The organism is Streptantibioticus silvisoli (assembly GCF_027947535.2).
GTDB lineage: Bacteria > Actinomycetota > Actinomycetes > Streptomycetales > Streptomycetaceae > Streptantibioticus_C > Streptantibioticus_C silvisoli.
Genome location: NZ_JAAGKO020000099.1, coordinates 1 through 15,974 on the forward strand (window position 1 = coordinate 1; position 15,974 = coordinate 15,974).

General features: G+C 73.8%; 15 protein-coding genes and 1 pseudogene. 5 read left to right on the top strand and 11 right to left on the bottom strand.

Annotation, left to right across the window (positions count from 1 at the left end):
• The 3 genes from POF43_RS33410 to ptsP all read left to right on the top strand — a co-directional run.
• On the top strand, positions 1 to 268 hold a 268-nt coding region (locus POF43_RS33410; protein ID WP_282704935.1), incomplete at its 5' end, for a hypothetical protein.
• Positions 269 to 351: 83 nt separating this feature from the next.
• Positions 352 to 801 (top strand): PTS sugar transporter subunit IIA, encoded by a 450-nt coding sequence (locus POF43_RS33415; protein ID WP_271318231.1) that lies wholly within the window; start codon positions 352 to 354, stop codon positions 799 to 801.
• Positions 802 to 875: 74 nt separating this feature from the next.
• Positions 876 to 2,546: a phosphoenolpyruvate--protein phosphotransferase gene (gene ptsP / locus POF43_RS33420; RefSeq protein ID WP_271325645.1), complete on the top strand. Its 1,671-nt coding sequence runs from the start codon at positions 876 to 878 to the stop codon at positions 2,544 to 2,546.
• A 355-nt stretch (positions 2,547 to 2,901) separates the two neighbouring features.
• Here the strand turns inward: ptsP and POF43_RS33425 are convergent, their stop codons facing one another.
• From POF43_RS33425 to POF43_RS33435, 3 genes are all read right to left on the bottom strand, one after another.
• The gene (locus tag POF43_RS33425) at positions 2,902 to 3,909 is read right to left on the bottom strand and encodes a DUF8829 domain-containing protein (protein WP_282704936.1); all 1,008 of its coding nucleotides are present in this window, start codon (positions 3,907 to 3,909) and stop codon (positions 2,902 to 2,904) included.
• A gap of 246 nt (positions 3,910 to 4,155) precedes the next feature.
• Positions 4,156 to 6,159 (bottom strand): acetoacetate--CoA ligase, encoded by a 2,004-nt coding sequence (locus POF43_RS33430; protein ID WP_271324965.1) that lies wholly within the window; start codon positions 6,157 to 6,159, stop codon positions 4,156 to 4,158.
• 210 nt (positions 6,160 to 6,369) lie between these two features.
• Positions 6,370 to 6,891, bottom strand: a complete 522-nt coding sequence (locus tag POF43_RS33435) for an NUDIX domain-containing protein (RefSeq protein ID WP_282704937.1) — start codon at positions 6,889 to 6,891, stop codon at positions 6,370 to 6,372.
• Positions 6,892 to 7,018: 127 nt separating this feature from the next.
• On the opposite strand from POF43_RS33435, the gene POF43_RS33440 reads away from it, so the two are divergent.
• Complete coding sequence (locus tag POF43_RS33440; RefSeq protein WP_271325996.1) at positions 7,019 to 7,381, top strand: hypothetical protein; 363 nt, start codon at positions 7,019 to 7,021, stop codon at positions 7,379 to 7,381.
• On the opposite strand, the gene POF43_RS33445 is transcribed toward POF43_RS33440, so the two are convergent.
• The 3 genes from POF43_RS33445 to POF43_RS33455 are packed head-to-tail and all read right to left on the bottom strand — an operon-like array spanning position 7,348 to position 10,634.
• The gene (locus POF43_RS33445; RefSeq protein WP_282704938.1) at positions 7,348 to 8,649 is read right to left on the bottom strand and encodes an adenylosuccinate synthetase; all 1,302 of its coding nucleotides are present in this window, start codon (positions 8,647 to 8,649) and stop codon (positions 7,348 to 7,350) included. The two genes, POF43_RS33440 and POF43_RS33445, sit on opposite strands and share 34 nt — an antisense overlap.
• Complete coding sequence (locus POF43_RS33450) at positions 8,646 to 9,659, bottom strand: hypothetical protein (protein ID WP_282704939.1); 1,014 nt, start codon at positions 9,657 to 9,659, stop codon at positions 8,646 to 8,648. Before POF43_RS33450 ends, POF43_RS33445 begins: the two co-directional genes overlap by 4 nt.
• Positions 9,660 to 9,719: 60 nt before the next feature.
• Positions 9,720 to 10,634 (bottom strand): NUDIX hydrolase, encoded by a 915-nt coding sequence (locus tag POF43_RS33455; RefSeq protein ID WP_282698931.1) that lies wholly within the window; start codon positions 10,632 to 10,634, stop codon positions 9,720 to 9,722.
• 557 nt (positions 10,635 to 11,191) lie between these two features.
• Between POF43_RS33455 and POF43_RS33460 the strand changes: the two genes are divergently transcribed.
• Positions 11,192 to 11,548, top strand: coding sequence for an Mpo1-like protein (locus tag POF43_RS33460; RefSeq protein ID WP_271325039.1), 357 nt, complete (start codon positions 11,192 to 11,194; stop codon positions 11,546 to 11,548).
• Positions 11,549 to 11,590: 42 nt separating this feature from the next.
• Here the strand turns inward: POF43_RS33460 and POF43_RS33465 are convergent, their stop codons facing one another.
• The 5 genes and pseudogenes from POF43_RS33465 to POF43_RS33485 form a co-directional block, all read right to left on the bottom strand.
• Entirely contained in the window at positions 11,591 to 12,199 is a 609-nt protein-coding gene (locus POF43_RS33465) for a GTP-binding protein (protein WP_271317214.1), read from the bottom strand.
• 286 nt (positions 12,200 to 12,485) lie between these two features.
• Positions 12,486 to 14,390, bottom strand: coding sequence for a glycoside hydrolase family 3 protein (locus tag POF43_RS33470; protein ID WP_271325038.1), 1,905 nt, complete (start codon positions 14,388 to 14,390; stop codon positions 12,486 to 12,488).
• Between the two features lie 394 nt (positions 14,391 to 14,784).
• Complete coding sequence (locus POF43_RS33475) at positions 14,785 to 15,183, bottom strand: DUF742 domain-containing protein (protein WP_271317216.1); 399 nt, start codon at positions 15,181 to 15,183, stop codon at positions 14,785 to 14,787.
• Between the two features lie 9 nt (positions 15,184 to 15,192).
• On the bottom strand, positions 15,193 to 15,597 hold the full coding sequence (locus POF43_RS33480) for a roadblock/LC7 domain-containing protein (protein ID WP_271317217.1): 405 nt from the start codon (positions 15,595 to 15,597) through the stop codon (positions 15,193 to 15,195).
• Positions 15,594 to 15,974: pseudogene (locus tag POF43_RS33485) on the bottom strand (histidine kinase); the annotation flags it as partial. The pseudogene POF43_RS33485 and the gene POF43_RS33480, both read right to left, overlap by 4 nt.

Consider the following 15,974-nt stretch of genomic DNA (forward strand, 5'->3'; position numbering starts at 1 on the left):
GGAACCTCATCCACGAACCGGAAAAACCGATCCGATGGACGGGGTATCAACATATTTGGCGTTGACTTTTAGCACGCTGTTGAGTTCTCAAGGAACGGAAGCTACCTTCGAGACCGTTTCACCGGCCGCTCCGGGCTTTCCCTTCGGTGTCTCCGACTCTATCAGAGCTTTTCAGCTCCGATTTTCCGTCGTCCGCCGCTCCGATTCATTTCACTGGCGTTTCCGCAGTGCTTCGTCGAGGCGGCTGCGCCAACGTACTGGACCGTGACGGCGAGAGGCAAATCCGGTGGCGGCGGGGGGATGACTTAGGCTGCTGAGCCCTTGAGGACCCTGGCGGTGGAGGAGGCTTCCATGACGACGGTGACGTCTCCGGTGAGCGGGCGGGCGGTCGGGCTGCCGGCGGTGCCGGACCCGGTGTTCGCCGGCGCGATGGTCGGGCCGGGGACCGCGGTGGACCCGGTGCGCGAGCCGCTCGAGGCGCTCGCGCCGGTGGACGGGACGGTGGTTTCACTCCATCCGCACGCCTTTGTGGTGGTGGATGACGAGGGCCGCGGGGTACTCATCCATCTGGGGATCGACACCGTGCAGCTGAACGGGGAGGGATTCGAGCTGCTGGTGGCGAAGGGGGCCGCCGTCCGGCGCGGTCAGCCGCTGGTGCGGTGGAACCCGGCGGCGGTGGAGGCGGCCGGGAAGTCCCCGGTGTGTCCGGTCATCGCGCTGGAGGCCACCGCGGACGCGCTCGGAGAACTGGTGGAGGCCGGCGAGGTCGAGGCGGGCGGACGGCTGTTCGTCTGGAGCTGACCTCGTTCCGCCCGGCGACAACAACGTGACGACCTGAGCGGCCATGCGCCGCCATCAAGACCGGGACGGATGAGATGGAGACAACCCTGCGAGGCGTCGGCGTCAGCCATGGCGTGGCCCTCGGCCAGGTCAGGCACATGGGCACCGCGGTTCTCGAACCGCCGGCGAAGAGCGTGCCAGCCGGGGAGGCGCCGCGGGAACAGGCCAGGGCGCGGCGGGCCGTTGAGGCGGTGGCCGCCGACCTGACCGCCCGCGGCAACCTGGCGGGCGGTGAGGCGCAGCAGGTACTGGAGGCGCAGGCCCTGATGGCCGCCGATCCGGAGCTGCTGGCCGACGTGGACCGGCGGATCGCGGTCGGCAGCACCGCGGAACGCGCGGTCTACGACGCCTTCGCCTCCTACCGGGCGCTGCTGGCCGGCGCCGGGGAGTACCTGGCCGGGCGGGTGGCCGACCTGGACGACGTCCGCAACCGCATCGTCGCGCGCCTGCTGGGCGTGCCGATGCCGGGCGTTCCCGACAGCGACGAGCCGTACGTGCTGGTGGCCCGGGATCTGGCGCCGGCGGACACCGCGCTGCTGGACCCGTCGCTGGTGCTGGCGTTCGTCACCGAGGAGGGCGGGCCGACCAGCCACAGCGCGATCCTGGCCCGCGCGCTGGGGGTGCCGGCGGTGGTGGCGCTGCCCGGCGCGGTCGAACTGCCCGAGGGCGCGCTGGTGGGCGTCGACGGCAGCACCGGTGAGGTGGTGCTGGAGCCGGGTGCTGAGCGGCGGGCCGAGCTGGAGCGCGCCGCGTCCGAGCGGCGGGCGTCGCTGGGCGCCTCCACCGGCCCGGGGGCGACCTCGGACGGCCACCGGGTCCCGCTGCTGGCCAACATCGGCGGTCCGGCGGACGTGGCGGCCGCGGTGGCGGCGGGCGCCGAGGGGGTCGGGCTGTTCCGCACCGAGTTCCTGTTCCTGGACGACCAGGCGGCGGCGCCGTCCCAGGACCGGCAGACGGAGGTCTACCGGCAGGTGCTGGAGGCGTTCCCCCAGGGCAAGGTGGTGGTGCGGGTGCTCGACGCCGGCGCCGACAAGCCGCTGGCGTTCCTCACCCCGTCCGACGAGCCGAACCCGGCGCTGGGCGTACGGGGACTGCGCAGTCTGCTGGAGCATCCCGGGGTGCTGGCGACGCAATTGCGGGCGCTCGCGCGGGCGGCCGACGGGCTGCCGGTGCACCTGGAGGTCATGGCGCCGATGGTGGCGGACCGCGCGGACGCGAAGGCGTTCGCCGACGCCTGCCGGGCGGCGGGACTGCGGGCGAAGTTCGGCGCGATGGTGGAGATCCCGTCGGCGGCGCTGCGGGCCCGGTCGATCCTGGCCGAGGTGGAGTTCGTGTCGCTGGGCACCAACGACCTGGCGCAGTACACGTTCGCCGCCGACCGGCAGGTGGGCGCGCTGGCGCGGTTGCAGGACCCGTGGCAGCCGGCACTGCTGGACCTGGTCGCGCTGTGCGCGCAGGCGGCGTCGGCGGACGACCGCGGGTGCGGGGTGTGCGGTGAGGCGGCCTCCGATCCGTTGCTGGCGTGTGTGCTGGTGGGGCTGGGGGTGACCAGCCTGTCGATGGGCGCGGGCTCGATCGCCCACGTGCGGGCCACGCTGGCGAAGGCGACGCTGGCGCAGTGCCGGCGGGCGGCGGAGGCCGCCCGCGCGGCGGACTCGGCGCCCGGGGCACGGCGTGCGGCGCAGGGCGTGCTGTCGGGCGAGTGAGCCGGGTTCGGGGTCGGGGTCGGGGTGGGCGGACCGTGTGGGGTCCGCCGACCGCTGGGGTGGTTGGGCGGCGGTTGGCCGGGCGGGATCGGCTGAGTGGGGTCGGCTGAGTGGCGGGTTCGCCGGGTGGCAGGGTCGCCGGGCGGCGGGGTCGGCCGGTTCGCCGGGCGGGCGTTCCCCCGAGTCCCCGCACCGTAAGACCCGCTCGACGGAGCCCCGGTCCCCCGCGCCGTCGGCCCGGTCAACGGAGCCCCCGCTTCCTCACCACCGGCCCCCTCAACCGAGCCCCTCGCGCCCCTCCATCGTCGGCCCGGTCAGCGCAACCCCGCCCCCTCGGCGCACCCGTACCTCCTCCCTACTCCCGTGGTGGTGGGAGCGGGGTGCCGGCGCAGTAGGTGACGCCGGGTTCCGGGGGGACGGGGTCGCCGGTGTCGGCGTCGGTGCAGTAGGCGGCGAAGACCTGGGCCTCGGTGAGGGGGTGCAGCCAGCGGTCGCGCAGGGTCCAGCCGCGTACGTGGTCGGGGGCCTCGGGGGTGCCGTCGCCGGTGCGCAGGACCAGGCCGCCGGGCGTGCGGGTGGCCATGCCGGCGGCGAGCAGGGTGCACAGGGTGAGGGCGTCGGCCTCGACCAGGTCGACGGTGCCGTCGGCGGCGCGTTCGGCGTGCACGACGGCGACGAGCGGGGCGTCGTCCAGCGGGACGCTGCACACCAGGTGGTGGCTGCCGGGGCCGGCGGCGTCGAAGAGCCGGCTCAGGGCGAGGCAGGCGCGGTCGAAGCAGGTGTCGGCCTCGCCGGTGCGGGCCAGGACGTCGGCGGCGCGGGACCAGGTGGCGTGCCGGGCGGTGGCGAGGTCGACCTGGTCGACGAGGTCGGCGACGGGTTGTCCTTCGTAGGGGACGACCGCGCCGCCGGAGGCGACGTCGGCGACGTACCGGGTGCGGGTGTCGGGGTCGTCGGCCGTTCTGCCGGTCTCGGCGCACCAGGCGGTGTAGGCGTGCGGGTCGAAGCGGACGACGCCGACGTGGGTGCCGCGGGCGGTCAGGGAGCGGAGCAGTCCGTGGGCGTGGCGCAGGTAGCCGGGGTGGTCGTCGAAGGCGAACGTGGCGTAGCCGCGCATGGCGGTGAAGTCGTCGTGGCCGGTGAGCAGGGCGAGGGTGCTGGGCACCTCGCGGCGCAGGGCCTGGCGGGCGGCGGCGGGCGACAGGGGTGGCCGTCCGTGCGGTCCTCCTCCCCCGCGGTCGGGGCGGGCGGGCGCGGGGCGGGCGCCGCGGGTGGGGCCGGCGGGGCGGCGGGGCGGCCTGGCGGGCCGGCCGGGGCGGCGGCCGTCGTCGTGCTGGTCGGGGCGGTGGTCGTCGTGTCGCATGGTTCCCCCTGGGCGTGGCGGTGTCGTCCGGGGACCGTCGCGCCGCGTGCGCCGCGTGACGATCTCCGAACCGTTGCTCACTCACCGTAACCACGACCACTGACAACGCGCCTCCGGCGGTGCTTCGTGACCGGGTCGAAGCTGGCGCGAAAGCCCACGCCGAAGCCGCAGCGCACACCGACGCCGACACCCCCGCCGACCCGGAACGTGGCCCGCGGCGGCGCTTTGTCGCCGGGGGCGGGGCGGTCAGGAACCGGCGCGGTCGGCGGCCAGGTTCGCGTAGAAGTGCAGGAGGGAGAGGTCGTCGACGGAGCCGGGGTTGACGGCCTTGTCGAGGGGGGTGCCCTGGAGGAGGCGTTTGACGGGGACCTCGATGCGCTTGCCGGTGAGGGTGTGCGGGATGCCGGGGACCTCGATGATCTCGTCGGGGACGTGGCGCGGGGACAGCGCGGTGCGCAGGGCGCGCTTGACCCGGTCGCGCAGGTCGTCGTCGAGGGCGGTGCCGTCGGCGAGGCGGACGAACAGCGGCATCCAGTAGCCGCCGCCGGGCTGTTCGACGCCGATGACCAGGGATTCGCGGATTTCGGGGAGGCGTTCGACGACCTCGTAGATGTCGGCGGATCCCATCCGGACGCCGCCGCGGTTGAGGGTGGAGTCGGAGCGGCCGTGGATGATCACCGAGCCGCGGGAGGTGAGGGTGATCCAGTCGCCGTGCCGCCAGACGCCGGGGTACATCTCGAAGTAGCTGTCGTGGTAGCGGGTGCCGTCGGGGTCGTTCCAGAAGTGGATCGGCATGGAGGGCATCGGGCGGGTGACGACGAGTTCGCCGACCTCGTCGGTGACCGGTTCGCCGGCCGGGTTCCAGGCCTGGAGGTCGGTGCCGAGGCAGGGGGCCTGGAGTTCGCCGATGTGCACCGGGAGGGTGGGGACGCCGCCGGCGAAGCAGCTGCACACGTCGGTGCCGCCGCTGACGGAGGCGAGCCAGATGTCGGACTCGACGTGCTCGTAGACCCAGCGGAAGCCGTCGGGCGGCAACGGGGAGCCGGTGGTGGCGACGCAGGCCAGGGCGGACAGGTCGTAGTCGCGGCCGGGTTCGACGCCGGCCTTGCCGCAGGCCATGACGTAGGCCGCGGAGGTGCCGAAGACCTTGGCGCCGGTGCGTTCGGCGACCTTCCACTGGGCGCCGGTGTCGGGGTGGCCGGGGCTGCCGTCGTACAGGACGATGCCGGCGCCGGTGAGCAGGCCGCCGACCAGGAAGTTCCACATCATCCAGCCGGTGGAGGTGTACCAGAAGAAGCGGTCGCCGGGGCCGAGGTCGAGGTGGAGGCCGGCCTGCTTGAGGTGTTCGACGAGGATGCCGCCCTGGGACTGGACGATGGCCTTGGGCAGTCCGGTGGTGCCGGAGGAGTACAGCACCCACAGCGGGTGGTCGAACGGGACGGGTTCGTAGGCGGGCTCGGCGGGCTCGGCGACGACGTCGTCCCAGCTCAGGGTGGTGTCGGGGGCCGGGGTGCCGAGCAGCGGGATGTGCACGACGGCGCGCAGGGTGGGCAGTTCGCGCAGGAGTTCGGCGACGACCTCGGTGCGGTCGTGCTCCTTGCCGCCGTAGCGGTAGCCGTCGACGGTGAACAGCACGACGGGTTCGACCTGCTGGAAGCGGTCCAGGACGCTGCGGGCGCCGAAGTCGGGGGCGCAGGAGGTCCACACGGCGCCGACGGCGGCGGTGGCGAGCAGGGCGACGACGGCCTGCGGGATGTTGGGCAGGTAGCCGCTGACCCGGTCGCCGGGGGTGACGCCGAGGGCGCGCAGCCGGGCGGCCACGGAGGCGACCTGGTCGCGCAGCTCGGCCCAGGTGGTGGTGCGGATCTCCTGGCTCTCGTCGAGGGCGAGCAGGGCGGCCTCGGCGGGGCGTTCGCCGGCCCACCGCAGGGCGTGCGCGGCGTAGTTGAGCTTCGCGCCGGGGAACCAGACGGCGCCGGGCATGGCGTCGGCGGCGAGTTCCGTCTCGTAGGGGGTGGTGAAGGTGACGTCGAACCACTCGGTGACGGCCTTCCAGAACCGCCGGGGCTCGGTGACCGACCAGATGTGCAGGGCCCGGTAGGAGACGGCCGGGTCGGCGTCCGGTGCGGGGGCGTGGTGCCGTTCGGCGGCCCAGCTGTGGAAGCGGGTGAGCCGCGCGCCCTCGATCCGGTCCGGTCCGGGCTGCCAGATCGGCTGCGGGGCACTGGTGGGCTGCGGGGCGGTGCTCATGGGTGACGTCTCCTGTGGGAACCCGGCGTGGTGCGCTGGTGGCGCCTGTGCCGCCCACGTGCGGTGTTCGCGGCACGGCCGGTCGAGACGATGCCAGGGTTTGCGCCGGGACGCCAGAGGTCGCCGCGGTGACGCGCCGCCGGGGTGGGCCGGCGGCGCGGCGGGCGGGTGACGGGCTGGTCCGGGGTGTTCCGGGTCGGATGCCGGGGGTCAGGCGCCGGGGCCGTAGTGGCCGCCGAACCAGGCGGCGACGGCCTCGGTGTGCAGCGGGAAGCCGAGCGGGGTGGGGGCGTGGATGAGTTGCCAGCCCTGGGTCTCGTGGGTGGGGGTGGACGGCGGCAGGGCCGCGGCGTCGAGGGCGGGCAGCAGCCCGAAGACGAGGAGGTGGCCGGCCAGGTCGGTGCGGACGTCGGCGAGGCGGACGGTGTCGGGGTCGGCGGGGATGCCGGTCTCCTCGCCGAGTTCGCGGGTGACGGCCTGCTGCCAGGATTCGCCGATCTCCATGAACCCGCCGGGCAGGGCGAGTTCGCCGTTGCTGGGGGCGATGGTGCGGCGGATGACGGTCAGCCCGGTGCCGGACTCGTCACGTACCGGCAGCAGGGCGACGGCGACCGGCAGCGGGTTGCGGTAGGTGCTCCCTCCGCAGGCGGCGCAGCGGCGCGGCCAGCCCGCGTCCGCCGGGAAGTGGTGTCCGCAGTGCGGGCAGTGGGAGTCCTTGGTGTGGTCGGCCATCTGGCGGACTGTAGCGGAACGGGCGCACGGGCCGGTACGGGTCGTGGTTGCCGGGGAAGCGGCGGGCGCGCGACGATGGGCGGCCGGGTCCGCGGCGGGCCGGGTGAGGCTGGGAAGGCGGTCGGCGGTGTCGGTGGAGCAGGACGCGGCGGTGGAACGGGACGTGGCGGCGCAGCCGGAGGTGCCGGCGGAGGCGGTGGCCGGGGCACGGGAGCCGGACGCGGCGAAGGTACTGGACGCGGCGGAGGCGGAAGCCGTGGCCGGGGAACCGGACGTGGCGGCGGAAGCCGTCGTCGAGGAGGCGGACGCGGTGGTGCGGGAGGGGGATGTGACGGATCCGGCGTACTGGGCGCGGGCGGAGTTCGCGATCAAGGCTCCGGTGGCGCCGGCGCTGCATTCGAAGCTGTCGTGTCTGGACTGTTCGGAGGGCACGGCCTACGGGGACGGCACCGGGGGCTACAAGTGCTTCCGCTGCGGCTGGAGTTCGTGACGCAGTCGTTTGTCGGCGGCGGTCGGCCCGTGGGATTCGAGGGCGACGGGCCGTGACAGGGCGGCGCTGACGGCGTCACTCCAGTCGCCGGGGTCGGCGCCCGGGGTCTCCCAGGCGGCCGGGGTGGCGGCCAGCAGGGCGGTGGTGAGGGCCTGGCGGGCGGTGAGGTCGTCGGGGTGGGGCTGCGGCAGCCGGTCGGTGCGGATGCCGTCGAGGGTGAGGGCCTGCACGACGCGCAGTCCCGGGTGCCGGGCGGGGGCGTCGAGGTGGGTGACGGCGAGGGCGTCGACGCCGCCGCTGACGGTGAGGGCGTGCCGGTGGGCGACGGCGTCGAAGTGGCCGGTGCGGAAGGGGCCCTGCCAGGGGCCGGTGCCGTTGTGGGGTTCGGGCAGGGCGGCGGCCAGTGCGGGGTCCGCGGTGGGGTGCGGGCCGGGGCCGTGGCGGACGGTGGTGGTGCGGACCACGCCGAGGCGCAGGGCGTCACCGGGCCGGCCGGCTTCGGCGAGCAGGGTGTCGGCGTTGGCGGGGGTGGTGGTGGACCAGGTGGTGTGGGGGTGGAAGCCGTGGTGTTCGTCGAGCAGGACGCCCTGGGCGCCTTCGAAGACGGCGGGGCCGCGGCGCAGCAGGTGGGTCAGGTGGTCGTCGCCGGTGAGGGTGACGGTGCGGGCGAAGGCGGTGAGGGCGTCGGCGCAGGCGTCGACGGGTGGGGTGCGCAGCGGGCCGAGGGCGTCGGTGAGGCGGTCGCGCAGCAGGGTGAGGCGGTGCGTCAGGCGGGTGCGGGAGCGGCAGTCGCCGGCGGTGGGGGCGTCGGCGGGGTGGTCGAGGGCGTAGGCGGCGGTCTCGCCGATGCCCATGCCGCACGAGCCGTGCCGGGCGGTGCCGCGGGCCTGTTCGCGCAGCCGGTTGGCGGCGGCGTGGTACGGGGTGGTGAGCAGGGCGCGGTGGTCGACGGTGAGCAGCGCGTAGGGGTCGCGGACGCCGAGGGCGGTGAGGTGGGCGGCTTCGGCGCTGAGCGCGAGGGGGTCGACGAGGGTGAAGCGGGACAGGTGGGTGGGGACGCCGTGCAGGGTGCCGGAGCCGAACTGGGCGAAGGTGTGGTGGCGTCCGTCGGGGGTGACGACGTTGTGGGCGGCCTGGGCCCCGCCGTTGAACCGGATGACGGCGGTGGGGGCGCCGGGCCCGTCGGGACCGGGGGCGCACAGCCGGTCCACGACGGTGCCCTTGCCGGCGTCGCCGTAGCCGAGGTCGACGACGACGATGTGGTTCACCGGTCGCGGTGGCCGGCGCGGAAGCCGAAGCCGGGGGCCGTGCGGCGCGGCTCGGGCGGGCGGTGGCCGGAATCGGTGCGGTGGGCGGGCCGGGGGCGGTCGAGGCCGGCGAGGGAGCGGGCGACGTCCTCACCGGTCCGCGAGCCGGCGGCGGCGAGGTCGGCGAGGCCCTGGGCGAGGTCGATGGCCTGCTCGCCGAGGCCGACGGTGAGGGCGATGGTCTCGCAGACGGTGTCGACGTCGTCGAGTTCGATGACGTTCTGGCCGAGGATCTGCCGCCAGGTCTCCAGCACCCGGCGGTCCCCGGCGTGGCCGGCTCCGGCCGGCAGCACGTAGTAGACGTCGAACTTCTCGCGCACTTCGTCCAGCACGGTCAGGAACGGGATGTCCTGGCCGATCCGGTCGCCGATGACGTCGCGGACCTCGTGGGACTTGACGGCGGCGTAGGGCAGTTCGTCGCCGATGATGAACAGGTAGCCGCGGTGGCCGCGCTTCTCGTGGCAGTCGAGGGAGGTGTGGCGGGCCATGGCGTACAGGGCGAGTTCGTAGCTCTCGGTCATCTGGCCGCCGCCCCCGCCCTCCAGCAGGATGTTGCCGAGGTCGTCCTCCATGCGGTTGTCGGACTCGAACTGGCCGATCTGGAGCGGGACCCGGTCGCAGGTGGCGTCGCCGATGGCGCCGAAGAGGATCTGCGGGTGGGCGGCGTAGCCCTTGCTGAGCAGCAGGCCGAACAGTTCGGGCAGCCGGGTCTGCAGGGCGCGCGGGACGCGGCGCATGGAGCCGGTGACGTCGAACAGCACGGCGATGGCGAGGGATTCGGGGTGTTCGGCGCTGTCGCGGCTCTCGCGGACGCTGAGGCCGTGCGGGTCGAGCGAGGGGTGTGCGCGCCACTGGCTCTGCGGTGAGCCGGCGGTGACGTGGTCGCTGTAGGCGAAGGCGCCGGTGCCTGAGGCGGCCCGGTAGCGTTGGGCGGCGTCGTAGACGTCGCTGGACCAGCGTCCGCTTCCCATGGTGTTTCCCCCTGTGCGTGTGGTGTGCGTGGTTGGACCTGTGCGGGTGGTGCGGGTGGGTCAGCGGGCCGGGGTGCCGGCGGCGTCGGGCCCGGGTGGGCCGTCCTCGCGCCCGGGGCGCAGGAGGGCGGGGTGCAGCAGGCGGGCGTCGCCGGGCCGGTAGAGCCGGGCGCGGGGTCCGCCGCGGGAGTTGGCGTGGGCGGCGGTGCCGCCGGTGGGCCGGACGAAGCCGGGGACGGACAGCACCTTGCGGTGGAAGTTCCCGGCGTGCAGGGTGCGGCCCCACACCGTCTCGTAGACGGCCCGCAGTTCGGTGACGGTGAACTCCTCGCCGAGGAACGCGGTGGCCAGCGGGGTGTACTCGATCTTGGCGCGGGCCCGGTCGAGGCCGTCGGCGAGGATGGCGGTGTGGTCGAAGGCGAGGTCTTCGACCGGGGGCCTCGCGCCGGCGGCGGAACGGCGGTCGGGGCCACCCCCGTGGGTCCCGTCCCGCCGTTCCGCGTCGGTGGCGCCGTCCCGGGTGGTGTCCGGCGGGGGGCCGGCGACCGGGACCCAGGCGGCGGCTGCCGCGTCGCCGCCGGCCCGGGCGTCGGGCAGGTCGGGGGCGAACGCGAGGTAGGCGACGGAGACGACGTGCATCCGCGGGTCGCGGGCCGGCGCTCCGTAGGAGCCGAGTTGTTCCAGGTGGACGCGGTCGATGCCCGGCGCGTCGGACAGCCCGGTCTCCTCGGCGAGTTCGCGGCGGGCGGCCTGGTCGAGGGATTCACGCCCGGGGCGCAGGAACCCGCCGGGCAGGGCCCAGCGGCCGGCGTACGGCTGCGCGCCGCGGCGCACCAGCAGGACGTGCAGGGCTCCTTGGCGCAGGGTCAAGGCGACGATGTCGACGGTGACGGCCACCGGGTCGAAGGCGCGCGGGTCGTAGGCGGACAGGAAGTCCTCCTGCGTCCGTGCGCCGTGCTCGGTGCTGCCGCTCATCGCGACCTCCGCTTCCAGTTGTTCTCAGTCCGAGTCATTCTCGATACGAGAAGAACGTACATCCGTGCGAGGCCCGTGTCCAGGCCGGGTTCGGGAAAAAGCCGCGACCACTCCCCCGCGGGCCGGCGGAAGGCGACGGGAGGCGGGGAACGGGGGGAGCGGCAGGGAGGCGGGCGGGCGGCGGTCGGCGGGACGGCGGGACGGTGAGGCGGGCGGCGGGCGGCGGCCGGCGGTGAGGTGGGCAACGGCCCGCGGGCAACGGTGGGGCGGGCAACGGTGAGGCGGGCAACGGCAACGGCGAACCGCTGCGGCAGGGCGGCAAGGCACCGGCGAGCCAGGCAGAGGCGGCGGGCGCCGGCGAACCGCGCAGAGGCAGGACAGGCGGCGGGGAACGGCTGGAGGCGCGGCGGGCAGCGAGCGGGGAGGAGACGCGCGGCGGGCGCCGGGCCGGGGTGCTACGGGGCCCGCGCCGCAAGTCCTGCCGGGAAAACGGCCGCAGGCGGCCATCCGGGCCGTGGGCCGCCCGTCCGGCGGGTGCCATGGGCTACCGTGCCGTCATGGGGAAGACGACGCGCGAGTTCGACACCTTCGAGGAGTTCTGGCCGTATTACGTGGCGATGCACTCGAAGGCGGCGACCCGGTGGGTCCACCTGACGGGGACGCTGACCGGACTGGCGGTCAGCGCCTACGGCGTGGCGCGCGGGCGGCGCCGCTACCTGGCCGCGCTGCCGCTGATCGGCTACGGCACCGCGTGGCCGGCGCACTTCCTCATCGAGGGCAACAACCCGGCCACGTTCGGCCACCCGGCGTGGTCACTGCGCGGCGACCTGAGGATGATCGCCACGATGCTCGCCGGCCGGGACGCCGAACTGGCCGAAACCGCCGCCAAGTGGCTGAGCGAGAACGGCGCCTGACGCAGCGTCACCGATTCGGCGCATCCCCTGGGTGATGCGCCGTCAGGTCGTGGCGTGCTGGCGCTGCTCGGTGGCCCGGTGCATCGCGTGCGAGACGAGGGCGATCAGCACGTCCTTGGCGGACTCCCGGTTGCGGGCGTCGCACAGCAGGATCGGTACGAGTTCGTCCAGGTCGAGCGCGTCGCGCACCACCTCGACCGGATGAGCGCGGGTGCCCTCGAAGCAGTTGACGGCCACCGCGAAGGGGATGCCGCGCCGCTCGAAGTAGTCGATCGCCGAGAAGCAGTCCTCCAGGCGCCGGGTGTCGGCCAGTACCACCGCGCCGAGCGCGCCCTGGGCCAGCTCGTCCCACAGGAACCAGAAGCGGTTCTGGCCCGGCGTGCCGAACAGGTACAGCACGAGGTCCTCGCGCAGCGTGATGCGGCCGAAGTCCATGGCGACGGTGGTGGTCCGCTTGCCCTCCACACCGGCCGTGTCGTCGACCGGGCGGCCCGCCTCGGTCAGCGACTCCTCGGTGCGCAGCGGCCGGATCTCGCTCACGGCGCCGACCATGGTCGTCTTGCCGACGCCGAAGCCGCCGGCGACGAGGATCTTCAGTGTGAGCGGCTCGTCCGCGGGCTCACGGCCGCGCTCACCGCGCCCGAAGACCATGGGTCTCTTCTCCGGCGGCGCCGCGTATACAGGTCGGGTGCATCCTCATGGTCCTCGTTCGGCAGGGGGCAGCGACAGACAAGGAACAGTACAACGTCCGGGGCCGTCAACACCCCTTGCGGCTACGGCAGTTCCGTCAGAGGACTTTAACCGGTTCCTGACCGCCGGCTGACCCCTGCTTTGCGGCGCCGCCGCGACGGGCCGCGGACGGGATGGCCGCGCACGGCTCCGGCCGCCCAAGTGGCCCTCGGGCGGCCGGAGTTCAGCTTCGCGGTGCGGTGCCGGGTCAGTGCCGGTCGGTCAGTCCGTAGCCGAACGGGAACAGCGGGTCGTAGTCCTTGTCGCCGATGTTGATCGGCTCCTGGGCCTCGCTGCGCGGCCAGCTGACCGGCAGCTTGCCGGTGTAGGCGTGCTTGCCGAACAGGGTGTCGGCGACGCCCTCGCCCTCGCTGCCGGGCAGCCAGGACATCACGTAGGAGTCGATCTTCGGCAGGTCGCCGGTGATGATCTGCGGGCGGCCGGCCACGTCGAGGACGACGCACTTCATCGCGCCGCACACCGTGTCGATGTTGGCCTGGTCGGCGGCGGACAGGTTGAGGGTGTTGCTGCCGTTGCCGACGTCGCCGACCCCCTCGGCGTAGGGGGTCTCGCCGACGACGACCACGCCGACGTCGTAGCCGCCGGTGGGCTGGGAGGCGTCGGCGCTGTAGGTCACGTCCGGGTCGTCCTGCCGGATGCCCTGGAGGATCGTGGTGCCGGGGATGGTGTCGCCGGAGGAGCCCTGCCAGCTGACGGTCCAGCCGCCGGCCTGGTTGCCGATGTCGTCGGCGTTGGCACCGGCGACGTAGACGCGCTGCGAGGGCTTCAGCGGCAGGGTGTGGTCGGCGTTCTTCAGCAGCACCTGGGACTCGGCGACGGCCTGGCGGGCCACCGCGCGGTGCGCGGGCGAGCCGATGGTGCCGATGTTGGTGCGGTTGGTGTAAGGGTGCTCGAACAGGCCGAGTTCGAACTTGGCGGTCAGGATGCGGCTGACGGCGTCGTCGATGCGGGACGTGGCGACCTGGCCGTCCTGGACCTCGCCGATGAGCGTCTGCTCGAACTTCGGGGCGCTGTTGGGCTCCATGAACATGTCGAGGCCGGCGTTGACCGCGGTGCGCACCTGGGTGGCGTAGTCGCCGGGCAGCTGCTCGATGGCCTGCCAGTCGCTGATCAAGAAGCCCTTGAAGCCGATCTTCTCCTTGAGCACGTTGGTCAGCAGCTGCTTGTTCGCGCTCATCTTGACCGGGTTGCCGACGCCGTCCTCGGTCCAGTCGACGCTGGAGTAGGAGGGCATGATGCTGCCCACGTGGTGCTGCTGTACGGCGGTGACATAGGGCGCCAGGTCGATGTCCTTGAAGTGCTTCCAGTCGACGATGTCGATGCCCTGGTCGAGCGTGTACGTGCCGTTGGTCGACGAGCCGTAGCTGGTGTCGCCGTCACCGGCGAAGTGCTTGGAGGTGGCCAGCACGTGGTCGGGGCTGGCGAGGTCCTTGACGCTGGTGCCCTGGAAACCGTCGATGCCGGTCTCCATCTCCTCCACCAGCTTCGGGTCCTCGCCGTAGCTTTCGTAGGTGCGTCCCCACCGGTCGTCGCGCACCACGCAGTCGCAGGCCGCGAAGACCCACTGCGGCCCGCTGGCGCGGGTCTCGGTGGCGGTGATGTGCTCCTCCTGCTCGACCAGCTTCGGGTCGCGGGTGGCGCCCATCGCGATGTTCTGCGGGAAGATCGTGGCGCCGACCAGGTTGTTGTCGCCGTGCACCGAGTCGATGCCGTAGAGGATCGGGATGCGAAGCCGGGTCGACATCGCCTGCGCCTGGAAGCCGTCGACCATGTCGGCCCACGCCACCGGGGTGTTGGGCGTCGGCGTGGAACCGCCGCCGGACAGCAGCGACCCCAGGTCGAGGTCGGTGATCTGCGTCGGGTCGGTGGCCATCGAGCTGCGTTCGGCCTGGGTCATCTGGCCGACCTTCTCCTGGAGCGTCATGCGCCCCAGCAGGTCGTGCACCCGCGCCGCCACCGGCAGCCTGGGGTTGAGGTACGGGGCATTCGCCGACGGGGCCGCCAGGGCCGGGTCCGATCCGCTGGTACGGGCCGTGGCGGCCGGAACCGCGGCGGCCACCAGGGCGGCGGTGGCCAGCAGCGTGCCGATCACACGTCTGCGCCGCCGTCTGCCGGAACCTGCGGAGGATGCTTGGGGTCGCACACGGGCCTCCCGTGGGGGAACTGCGCGCCGGAGCCGGGCCGGCGGTGGCGCACAGGCCGCGGCGGTGTCTGACACGTCGGCAGACACGTGGTCCAGACCCTTCCCTGCCGCTCTCAGGGAGTCAAGAGTTGAAACACAGGGTGCGCCAAGTCGGCTCATGGCTACGCCTGTTGAACGCCACCGGCTCGTCAGTCGCCGGAGACCGTCCACCGCCGGCCACCGTCCGTCCGCCGACCCACCGCCCGTCCGCCGGCCGGCGGCGGCCGCGGGGCGAGGACCGCACGCCGTTGGGCGTCCTCGTCGTCGCGGACCGGCCGGCCGGTTCAGCCGGGGTGTGACGGGGTCACAGTGCGCGCAGCCCGCTGATCACGTCGCGCAGTAACTGCTCGTCGACGAGTTCGGCCGGCGGCACCGGACGCGCGACCCGGACCAGGCCGGCGTCCATCAGGTCGCCGATGAGCACCCGCAGGACGCCCACCGGCAGGTCGGCCCCGGCCGCGAGTTCCGCGACGGAGGTGGGTTCGGCCCGGCATCGCGTCAGGATGTCGAGGTGTTCGGGCGCGAGCGGGTGCTCGCCGCCCAACTCCTCCTCCGAGACGCCGGCGTGCTCCTCGGTGATCACCAGGGCGATCAGGTCGAGGCGGTCCTCGGCGGCATGGCTGGTGCGACCGCGCGTCATGGCGTAGGGCCGTACCACCGGCCCCGCCGCGTCGTCGAACCAGCGGTCCGCTTCCGGGGTCATGACGATCCGTCAGCGGCCGACCCGCGGCGCGGTGGCCAGATGGGCACCGACCCGCTTCACCAGCAACGCCATCTCGTACGCGACCAGTCCGACGTCGGAATCGGCGTCGGCCAGTACGGCGAGACAGCTGCCGTCACCCGCGGCGGTGACGAACAGGAAGGCCTGGTCGAGTTCGACCATGGTCTGCCGGACCTGTCCGGCGTCGAAATGCCGGCCCACCCCCTTGGCGAGGCTGTGGAAGCCGGAGGCCACCGCCGCGAGGTGCTCGGAGTCCTCCCGGCTCAGATCACGCGACGCTCCGGTCGCCAGTCCGTCCCCCGAAAGTACGAGTGCCTTGCGGACGCTGCCGATCCGGGCCACCAGATCGTCCAGCAACCAGTTCAGCTCGCCCTTCGGGCCCGATGGTGCGGTCATCGACCGTCCCCCTCCGATGTCGTTCCTGTCGCCCGGACGCCGCGGCCCGCCGCGGTGTCCGGCACTTCCGTACGGATCGTACGGTGACTGCTCCCGGCCGTGCCGGTCATGCTCTCGTCGGCCTCGGCGCGGCCGCGCTGCCAGCCGCGCTGCAAGGACGCCATCCTGCTGCGCACCTCGTCGGCGTCCCGGTCGAACGGCGACTCCTCGCGGACCGCGGCGTACGCGGCGCCGGTGTCGCGCAACTGCGGGGCCAGGCTGGCCTGCCGCACCCTGCGCGGCAGTCCCGGGGAAGTACGCGGTGCGGCCGCGTCCTGTTCAGCGTCCGGGGCCGGCCGAGCGGCGGGGTCCGGGCTCTGCCGTCCGCGCGGCACGTC

Excerpts from the sequence above, each read along its gene's own strand:
- POF43_RS33415 (WP_271318231.1), top strand. The coding sequence starts at position 352 with ATGACGACGGTGACGTCTCCGGTGAGCGGGCGGGCGGTCGGGCTGCCG.
- ptsP (WP_271325645.1), top strand. The coding sequence starts at position 876 with ATGGAGACAACCCTGCGAGGCGTCGGCGTCAGCCATGGCGTGGCCCTC.
- POF43_RS33425 (WP_282704936.1), bottom strand. The coding sequence starts at position 3,909 with ATGCGACACGACGACCACCGCCCCGACCAGCACGACGACGGCCGCCGC.
- POF43_RS33430 (WP_271324965.1), bottom strand. The coding sequence starts at position 6,159 with ATGAGCACCGCCCCGCAGCCCACCAGTGCCCCGCAGCCGATCTGGCAG.
- POF43_RS33435 (WP_282704937.1), bottom strand. The coding sequence starts at position 6,891 with ATGGCCGACCACACCAAGGACTCCCACTGCCCGCACTGCGGACACCAC.
- POF43_RS33450 (WP_282704939.1), bottom strand. The coding sequence starts at position 9,659 with ATGGGAAGCGGACGCTGGTCCAGCGACGTCTACGACGCCGCCCAACGC.
- POF43_RS33455 (WP_282698931.1), bottom strand. The coding sequence starts at position 10,634 with ATGAGCGGCAGCACCGAGCACGGCGCACGGACGCAGGAGGACTTCCTG.
- POF43_RS33460 (WP_271325039.1), top strand. The coding sequence starts at position 11,192 with ATGGGGAAGACGACGCGCGAGTTCGACACCTTCGAGGAGTTCTGGCCG.
- POF43_RS33465 (WP_271317214.1), bottom strand. The coding sequence starts at position 12,199 with ATGGTCTTCGGGCGCGGTGAGCGCGGCCGTGAGCCCGCGGACGAGCCG.
- POF43_RS33475 (WP_271317216.1), bottom strand. The coding sequence starts at position 15,183 with ATGACCCCGGAAGCGGACCGCTGGTTCGACGACGCGGCGGGGCCGGTG.
- POF43_RS33480 (WP_271317217.1), bottom strand. The coding sequence starts at position 15,597 with ATGACCGCACCATCGGGCCCGAAGGGCGAGCTGAACTGGTTGCTGGAC.